General features: G+C 64.8%; 9 protein-coding genes. 6 read left to right on the forward strand and 3 right to left on the reverse strand.

The window, feature by feature from the left end:
* Window positions 1–299: hypothetical protein (locus Q0938_RS18635; RefSeq protein ID WP_299365534.1), on the reverse strand; the 299-nt coding region annotated here is incomplete at its 3' end.
* A gap of 212 nt (window positions 300–511) precedes the next feature.
* Here Q0938_RS18635 and Q0938_RS18640 point away from each other — a divergent pair.
* From Q0938_RS18640 to Q0938_RS18660, 5 genes are all read left to right on the forward strand, one after another.
* Window positions 512–661 (forward strand): hypothetical protein, encoded by a 150-nt coding sequence (locus Q0938_RS18640; RefSeq protein WP_299365536.1) that lies wholly within the window; start codon window positions 512–514, stop codon window positions 659–661.
* Window positions 639–1,436, forward strand: coding sequence for a DUF6522 family protein (locus Q0938_RS18645; RefSeq protein WP_299365538.1), 798 nt, complete (start codon window positions 639–641; stop codon window positions 1,434–1,436). The genes Q0938_RS18640 and Q0938_RS18645 overlap by 23 nt, the downstream gene beginning before the upstream one ends.
* Window positions 1,429–1,767, forward strand: a complete 339-nt coding sequence (locus tag Q0938_RS18650) for a carboxymuconolactone decarboxylase family protein (protein WP_299365540.1) — start codon at window positions 1,429–1,431, stop codon at window positions 1,765–1,767. Before Q0938_RS18645 ends, Q0938_RS18650 begins: the two co-directional genes overlap by 8 nt.
* Entirely contained in the window at window positions 1,764–2,144 is a 381-nt protein-coding gene (locus Q0938_RS18655; protein WP_299365541.1) for a DUF488 domain-containing protein, read from the forward strand. The genes Q0938_RS18650 and Q0938_RS18655 overlap by 4 nt, the downstream gene beginning before the upstream one ends.
* Window positions 2,145–2,507: 363 nt before the next feature.
* On the forward strand, window positions 2,508–3,590 hold the full coding sequence (locus tag Q0938_RS18660) for an FUSC family protein (RefSeq protein WP_299365542.1): 1,083 nt from the start codon (window positions 2,508–2,510) through the stop codon (window positions 3,588–3,590).
* A gap of 896 nt (window positions 3,591–4,486) precedes the next feature.
* Here the strand turns inward: Q0938_RS18660 and Q0938_RS18665 are convergent.
* The gene (locus Q0938_RS18665; RefSeq protein ID WP_299365543.1) at window positions 4,487–5,122 is read right to left on the reverse strand and encodes a hypothetical protein; all 636 of its coding nucleotides are present in this window, start codon (window positions 5,120–5,122) and stop codon (window positions 4,487–4,489) included.
* Between the two features lie 350 nt (window positions 5,123–5,472).
* Between Q0938_RS18665 and Q0938_RS18670 the strand changes: the two genes are divergently transcribed.
* Window positions 5,473–5,724, forward strand: a complete 252-nt coding sequence (locus Q0938_RS18670; protein WP_299365545.1) for an ATP-binding protein — start codon at window positions 5,473–5,475, stop codon at window positions 5,722–5,724.
* A gap of 15 nt (window positions 5,725–5,739) precedes the next feature.
* On the opposite strand, the gene Q0938_RS18675 is transcribed toward Q0938_RS18670, so the two are convergent.
* Window positions 5,740–6,258: a DsrE family protein gene (locus Q0938_RS18675; protein WP_299365544.1), complete on the reverse strand. Its 519-nt coding sequence runs from the start codon at window positions 6,256–6,258 to the stop codon at window positions 5,740–5,742.
* Between the last annotated feature and the right edge of the window lie 467 nt (window positions 6,259–6,725).

Raw genomic sequence — 6,725 nt, forward strand, 5'->3', positions numbered from 1 at the left:
ATCTTGATCTCGCCACCGGCCTGACCCGCCATCGAGCCGGAGGCATCGAGCGCGACCACCGCGCGCAGCCAACCGGGTTCCTCGTCCTCCGGCCCCTGCGCCAAGGCCCCAGGACCATCGACTAGGTCAAGCTCCGGAAAGCAGCCCTCGACTTGCGATGGGTGCTGGTGCCGGAAATGCTGGTAGATATGCTCGGCCGTGGCGTCCTTTGACAGAACAGTGTCGGCCCGCCCATGAAGGGGCGATGACATCGCAAGGCTGCCGGCAATCAGGCCGAGTATGCGGGAAGTCCTCTGCATGCCTGCTTCCATAGGTCGGATCCGCAGCAGGGTGCAAGCTGGCCCCGGTCCCTTGAGAGGCTCGGGCGAGCTTGGATTGCAGCCCGTCGCGCTCCGGCGCACTGGAGAAGATCACCGGAAGAGCTGACCTCGAGCTTGCGGGAACCATCAGGCGCGGCGCAGGCTTTGGCATCACACGAGCGGGCGAGGCCCGCCGCGCTCAGGAGCCTGCCTTGCCCGACTATCTGGCCACGGTTCTGTCCATCAAAATCGGTCTGCCGCTGCTGGCCAGCCTGATCACCGGGATGCTGATCGGCATTGACCGCGAGGTGCAGGGCAAACCACCAAAGGAGAGGCAAGATGCGTCTCGAGCTTATCCATGACGGGTTCCAGATCGATGCCGTTGACCTCGGACCGCTGTTTGGCGTGCCGACGGAAGAGGTGCAGTCCCTGATGCTCGAGGGCCGCATCGCCAGCCTGTGCGAAGCAGGCCAAGGCGAGGATCAGGGCCGCCATCGGATCACGTTCCGATACGGGGACACTCGCGTCCGGCTGACCATCAACGACACGGGCGACGTTCTGTTGCGCACGCGGACAACGGTCGCGCCGCATCTCGAAGCCACGCGCGATTACGGCGAGGGACAGTCTGGCGAAACATCCAGAACTGACCCGTCAGAAGCCGCGATGGGCAACCGGTCAGCCGCTTTGACACGCCACATCGAAGAGCGTTTCCATCCCCGTCATCGTCGGAGACTCGTTGAACTGCAGAAACTAGCTGAAATGGTCGAAGACCTCCACGAAGGCGATGAGGGCGTCCCCGCCGGCATCCCCGGAGTCCTTTGTCGAGTTGCCGAAGTGCTCGATGCACATCTGCGCATGACCGAACGCGTCGTCTTCCCGGCGATACGCGCGGATGCTGCATCCGGCCTCGGACCTCTGATCGACATGCTGCGTGGCAACCACGACCGTCTGAACAGCGATTGCCTGCGGATCAGCGAGATCACGGGGGATTTCGTGCTGCCGAAAGCTGCATGCACGAGCTGGGCAACTTTCTATGCCCGACTCGATGAATTTACCGCCGATCTCCAGGAACACATGCGACTGGAGAACGACGTGCTTTTTCCGCAATTCGAGTCAGGAGGCATGGCACATGGCTGATCTTCACTTCCCACGGGCAACCCGCGCCCATGCCGAGCGGCGCCACGCCCTCGCTCCGGAGGCCGATGACGCGTTCCGCGCATTCTCCAAAACAGTCTTCGCCGAGGGCGCGCTCGATTCGCGCACCAAGCAGATCATTGCTGTTGCCGTCGCCCACGTCACGCAATGCCCCTGGTGCATCGAGAACCATGTGAAGGGTGCCCAGCGTGCAGGTGCGACGCCAGAGGAGATCATGGAGGCGATCTGGGTTGCGGCCGAGATGCGAGCGGGCGCGGCCTTCGCCCATTCGCTCAAGGCGCTGGACGTCATGGATGACGACGCCTCGAAGTGACGAACGCGCCCGACATCAACCTCTCACGGGTCCATGACGATCACGTAGGGACGCAGGGCGCACGGTTGCTGGTCGATCGTGTCTGGCCGCGCGGGATCAGCAAGGGCGATCTCGAACTCGATGCCTGGATAAAGGAGGTCGCCCCTAGCAACGAACTGCGCAAGTGGTTCGGCCACGACCCCGACCGGTGGGATGAGTTCCGGCGCCGCTATCGGGCCGAACTGGACGACAACGAAGAGGCCGTGGTGCGCTGCCTCGACTGGTGCCGGCAAGGTCCCGTCGTCTTGCTGTACGGCGCAAAGGACCGCAACCACAACCAGGCCGTGGTGCTGCGGGATTATCTGCGCGCGAGACGCACGGGGGAGGACGCAGCATGACAGATGGCTTGTATCGCGCGCTCCCCCCGCTGTGCTTTTTCTTGGCCGCTACGTGCCCATCCTGCAGGCTGGCATGACATCCTGATGGACGCGATCGTGACCGAAGCAGGCCCGCAGTATATCAGGAAATAATGAGAGCAGTCACAGCCGAACAGATGCAGGCCCAGAGCGGACCTGCGATCTTCAACGCCGGTTTCCGCCCGTGTTTTCTGGGTGCCGCCGTCCTCCATGTCGAAAAGTGATCGTGAGGACCGCATCAGCCGAGGCAGCGACGGGAACGAACCCGAGGAGCTGGCGAGGTTGGCGGATCTAGGAATAGCCAGGATATCCCGCCGGCGGCGAGCACCAAAGCGAATGGCCACAATGATTAAGCACCTGATCGAACGTCAGAAATGGTGGGCGGTTCACGCGATCCGCATGATCGTTGCCGGCGTCACCACGCTCGCGGCCGTCTACGCGCTCGAACTAACGGTGGAGCTCTCGGCCGTCATCAGCGCCATCGCCGTTACGCAGAGCAACATCGGTGGCTCGCTCGGGAAGGCGTTCGAGCAGGGAGTGGGGTCGTTCCTCGGCGCCGTCGTCGCAGCGATCGTAGCCCTCGCGCTCAGGCCGGACGATCCCGCCTCGACCGTCCTCGCCTTGGCGCTCGCATTGGCGCCGCTGTCGGTGCTGGCGGCGTTCTCGGTCGGTTTCCAGATCGCGCCGATCACCGCTGCCGTGGTGCTGCTGGGCGGGCCGGGGCTCGAGGTCGGCCCGGACGTGCTGGCCGCCGAGCGTCTGCTGGGCGTGGCCTTGGGCAGCGGCGTCGGGCTCCTGACGGGCCTGCTGGTGCTGCCGGCGCGAGCCTCGCGCTCGGCAGTCGAGGCGGCGGCGCGGGTGGCCGGACTACTCGCCGCACAGCTGCACGCGATCGCGCCAGGGGACGGCACCGGCGAGGACGCGCTCGCCGCCCGCGCGGGCGAGATCCGCCGGGGCCTGAGCGAGCTTGCGACCGATGTCAGGGATGCGGCGCGCGAGCGGCGTCTCTCCTTTGGCCGCGGGCCCGACCCAGAGCGCGCGCTGCACGCGCTGCGCCGCGTGCGTCACGACGTCGACATGCTGCGCCGCGCCGCGCGGGGCGCGGGCGTCGACGCGCTGCCGGGCGCGCTCGCGGAGCCGTGGCGGCGTGCCGCCACCGGCGCGGCCGGGACGCTCGCCCATGTCGAGGGGCTGTTGGGAGGCCGGCCCATCTCGGGTCCGGCCGTTCCGCTAGAACCGATTGTGCGCGATTACCGCGCCGCGCTGGACGGGATGCGCCAGGCAGGCCTGACGCGCACCATGCCAACGCCCGATCTCGCGCGCCTGTTCGGAATCAAGTTCGCCCTGCGCCAGCTCGAGCGCGATCTGGCCGACCTCACGAGCGTTGCGCAGGATTTCTCCGTCTCCCGCCGGCGGTGGTGGCGCTGACCCGTGCCCCGCCCCTGCATCGGCTGTAGTTGCGCCAGGGTGTTCGCCCGCTAACGGGACGACGGCGGCCACGACCCGACAGGCCGCCCGATCGAGGACCAGTCGGAAGGTTCGCAGAGCAGTGAAGCCCCGAGCAGCGGCAGTGCCACCACCAGTCCAACGGCTGTGACGAAACAGCCCCACGTCCGAGGAGAGCGTCGGCGCGTCAAGTCCCGGCGAAGGCCAGACGACTAGCACTGACGCAGCGAATACCCACGCCGAACACCCTGAAGTGAAAGGCGTCCAACCGTTCCGGACGCGACAATCCTGAAGGGGCTATCTGAGACGAACGCTGGTGTCTACATGGTTGTGGGTCCGTCGGGCGAGTTGCTTGCGCTTGCAGCGCGGCTTCCAGAGCAATCCGGTACAAAGGCAGGCTCGCCCCCCCCCCAGGGGGGACGATGGCAGATCAGCGCCGTCTTTTCGTCGCCGCTGCGCGCCATGGCCCTAAACGCGTCCAAGCTGCGAGTGGGAGGCTCGGCCGCTAGTACGCAGCCGGCATCGGAGCCTGCTGGTGGCGATCGGCGGGCTCCTGGCCACCGGAGGGCATGGCTCGTCTCCGTAGGCAGCTCCCGGTACTACCTCCTGCCCGGGCTTGGGGCTCGTCGTGGCAGGCGGCTCGTGGTCTTCGGCGGCGGGCGGGCGTCTGGGCCCTGTTGGTCGGCGCGTTTACCTTGGCCTAGGCGCTGTGGAAGGTCGGGAGCGCCACTTGGCCTCGTGTCCTGCGAGTGGTGGCGCCGATCGTCCTGCTCATTCTGGCCGCTCCGGCGCTGTGCAACCCGGGACAGGCGCCGTAGAGCGGCCGGCGCGGTCACCCAACGTCGAGCACACGCACCACCAAGCGCCGCAGCGCCACTTCAGATCAGGCTCGACAGCACCCATCCCAGCCCGGTCAGCAACATGAGCTGGACGGTAACGATGCCGGCGGCGGGCAGGACTAGCCAAACCAGCGGGACCTCCCTGTAACCGCGCTCGGCCAGCAGGGTCGCGATCAGCGTCATGTGCAGCGGCAAGGAGCCGACCAGCGTCGCGTAGAAGTAGACGCCGGCCAGGTTGCCGAAGATGGCAGCGCGCGCCAGCGTAGGCCCGAGCGCGCCTAGCGCCTGCGCCGGATCGCCGCCGAAGTAGTCGAAGACGAGGGCAGACGCGACAAAGACCGTCCCATTCAACACGGCGAACACGCCGATGCGGGCGGCAAAGTCGAGTGCCAGCGCCACCCCGGGGCGAATAATCCCTGCCCGCGTGCGCGCGAACAGGATCAGGGCCGCCCAGTTGACGACCAACACCGCAGGCAACCCGTTCGTCAGTATCTGGCGGAGGAACGGTCTGAGCGCCCCCTCCGTCCCAACGAGATGCCCAGCGAAGCCGGGCGTACGCGCGATGTAGAGGCCAAGCACCGGCAGCAGGCCCGCAAGGCTGAGCAGCAGCGTGTTGCGGAGGAACCGACCCGCGGGCAGGTGCGTGCCAAAGCTGCAGTCAAACCAGGCGAGCACCCTGCCCTCCTCCGCGTTTCCTCGACGGACCGGGTGGTCCCGTTGCCAGGCCCGGCCTTGAGCAGTCCTCAGCGGGCGGCGACGCGCTTCTGCTGCTCCGTCCGCCGGCGTCGACAAACCCCATCTGGCGATCGCGCTCGGCCGCGAGGCGGATCCGGCAAAACTACTCAGTCCTTTTCGTCGCGGTGCCCGCCGATGCCCAGGCGGACGGCGGCTTCAGGAGCGGCTCACCGTCTCAGCTAAATCGAAGCTCCTGATCATCGACGAGTTCGGCCATCTCCCGTTCGATCGTGACGCGGGCGCACCTGTTCTTCCAGCTCGTCTCGCGCAGCTAAGGGCGCGGCAGCATTATAACTACTGCGAAGCGCTCCGTCCGCGAGGGGGGCTCCATCTTCGGCGATCTCGTGGTGGAGACGGCAATCCTCGACCGCTTGCTGCACCACAGCCAGATCATCACTATTCGCCGCGACAGCTACGGACTGCGTGGAAAGCGCTGGTCCGACCTGCTGCAGAAGGTCGGACTGCTGGCAGCTACGTGGGTGCAGGAACAATCCCGTTCGGTGGGTATGGACTGCAATATCAAAGCACAAGCAGCCGAATGATCAGATCGCTTTAGTTCATTCGCTGGATTTCTCCAGCTCCCGAACGCCGCCAACGGGTAGTGGGATTGGATTTATGTACTCGTAACCTTGGGACTGTAGCATAACAATTTCGGCGAACCCGGCTGGAACAACGGTCACAAAGCCATGCATATCTTCGGGCTCATAGCCCGCTGCTCGCAGGGCATTGTTGCACATACGAAACTCTACGCCTTGCTCGGCAAGCTCGGCCATTTGATCCATCAGACCGTAATACTTGTCGTAATTTTCCTTGGCGAATGCCCGCAGTTCCGGGCCGTGGGTGACAACCACTACATCCCCGGGAACAACCTTGCTCGTATTCTTGACGAAGGCGTACAGAGTTTTGAGGCTTTTCGGGTCATCATAATTCACATCGTAAACTTGATTGACTTCCGGGTACTCGTGCATATCCACGGTGGCTGTCCCATACGGCGTCAATTCTTCGTCGGCATACGCACCGACGGAAACACTCATGAGAACCGCTGCAGTTAACGCCGGAAGGACTAAAATCTTCATTGATTCCACCTATTCTAATTGGACAGCCTTAAAGACTTCTGGTGGTGTCTCTCACTTATGTCAAGTTCAGGATTATGATTGATCGACGCTCAAACCGAGCCAAGCGGCTTCCGAAGGGACTACGCTTTTCACCGACGCCCAGCCCATTGGCCCTGCCGTGGTTGAAGATGCCCAGTGATCGCCGACAGTGAATGGCCGGTTGGACAGGCGCATTGTAGCATAACCATCGGCTGATGGTCGGCTCGGGGCCGGGTTGCGCCGTCTTTGGCTGCGCCGTGTTGCCAGAATCTCGCGCCTTCTTGCTTCCAAGGTGCTTCCACGCTGAGTACGAATGCAGCCCCCGCCCTGGAGAGGGCGTTCAAGCCACTCCAAGTGGGCAGTCTTTGTTTGCGGCGATCGCCTGCGCTTCGACCGGAGATTGCCTTCGATCTCCGCCCGCGATTGCCGGGCCAGCGACCTCGGCCCGC

The sequence above is a fragment of the uncultured Paracoccus sp. genome, assembly GCF_947496875.1.
Classification (GTDB): domain Bacteria; phylum Pseudomonadota; class Alphaproteobacteria; order Rhodobacterales; family Rhodobacteraceae; genus Paracoccus.